The sequence below is a fragment of the Arthrobacter sp. Y3223164 genome (genome assembly GCF_059091005.1).
Map to the genome: position 1 here is coordinate 1 of NZ_JBNHGF010000533.1, position 1,549 is coordinate 1,549.

The 1,549-nt window shown below is 71.4% G+C and carries 2 protein-coding genes; one reads left to right on the forward strand and one right to left on the reverse strand.

Annotated elements, in window-relative coordinates; translation table 11 throughout:
• The coding region (locus tag AC5RUJ_RS16145; protein WP_494156229.1) for a PLP-dependent transferase at nucleotides 1-747 on the reverse strand (747 nt) is incomplete at its 3' end.
• An 82-nt stretch (nucleotides 748-829) separates the two neighbouring features.
• On the opposite strand from AC5RUJ_RS16145, the gene tmk reads away from it, so the two are divergent.
• On the forward strand, nucleotides 830-1,480 hold the full coding sequence (gene tmk, locus AC5RUJ_RS16150) for a dTMP kinase (protein ID WP_494024321.1): 651 nt from the start codon (nucleotides 830-832) through the stop codon (nucleotides 1,478-1,480).
• Nucleotides 1,481-1,549: the final 69 nt, after the last annotated feature.

Consider the following 1,549-nt stretch of genomic DNA (forward strand, 5'->3'; position numbering starts at 1 on the left):
GGTCTCGAACGGCCCGGCGATGGCGCCGCGCAGCGACCGGTGCACCAGCAGCTTCGAGCGCAGGTCCTCGTCGGACGTGACCAGGGCGCCGAGCACCACGTCCGAATGGCCGGCCAGGTACTTCGTCACCGAATGCACGACGACGTCGACCCCCGCCGCCAGCGGGCGCTGGCCCAAGGGTGTGGAGAAGGTGTTGTCCGCGACCACCAGGGCGCCGGCCGCGTGGGCGGCCCGGGCGAGCACCTCCACTTCGGCGATCTCGAGCATCGGGTTGGTCGGGCTTTCCAGCCAGAGCATGCCGGCGCCGGCCAACTGGGCCGTGACGGCGGCGGTGTCCGCGATGTCCACCGTGCGCAACTGCAGTTCCCCGCGCCCGGCCAACTGCTCGGCAATGGCCAGGCTGCCCTGGTAGCTGTGCCGCGGCATCACCAGCACCCCGCCGGGAGGGAGCAGCGACAGCGCGGCCGAAACGGCCGCGAGCCCGGACGCGAAGACCAGTCCCGGCAGGGACGCGCCTTCCAACTCGGCCAGGGTTTCTTCGAACGGATCCCAGGTCGGGTTGGAGTAGCGGCCGTAGGCGCGGTCCCCCTGCACCACTTCGCCCCGGCCGAAGAACGTGGAGGACAACACCAGCGGCGGGTTGACCGGTGCGTCGTGGTCGCGGGGCGGCCGTCCGGAGGAAACCACAACGGTGTCCGGGGCGAGTTGCCCGGCATCCTGGCGGCCGTGGGAGAAGGCGTCGGTCATGAGAGCACATTAGTACCACGGCCATCCACACGCTAACTGTGACCGTCCCGCGGGCCCCGGCGATTCCCGCTAGGCTAATCAGGTGAGTTCCGACCGCCAGCCCGCCACCGCACGCGGCCTCTTTATCGCATTCGAAGGCGGGGACGGGGCCGGAAAATCAACCCAGGCCGCCGCCGTCGAACAGCGTCTGCAGGGGATGGGCCGGACGGTGCTACGTACCCGGGAACCCGGCGGCACCCCCGTGGGGGAAAAGCTGCGCGCGCTGGTGCTCGAACACGGCCACGGCGAGATCGACGCCCGCACCGAGGCCCTGATCTTCTCCGCCTCCCGGGCCGCCCACGTGGAACAGGTCATTCGGCCGGCGCTGGAGCGCGGCGAGGTGGTGGTCTGCGATCGGTTCATCGACTCCTCGGTGGCGTACCAGGGTGCCGGCCGCGGGCTTGGACTGGCGGCGGTGCGGGAGCTCAACCTGTGGGCCACGGACGGGTTGCTGCCCGACCTGACCGTGCTGCTGGACGTTGCCCCGCAGCAGGGCCGCGAGCGGCGCACGGCCGGGGATGCCGCCGAGGACCGGCTGGAGTCAGAGGCCGACGACTTCCACTCCCGGATCCGGGACGCCTTTGTGGAACTGGCCGACGCAGCCCCGGAGAAGTACCTGGTGCTGGACGCCGCCGCCGACCGCGACGACCTGACCGTGGCGATCATGGCCCGGGTGCGGGAGCTGCTGGCATGAGCGTCTGGTCCGACCTGCCCGGCCAGGCCGCGGTAATCGAACAGCTCAGCCGGGCGGCCGCCGCCGAAC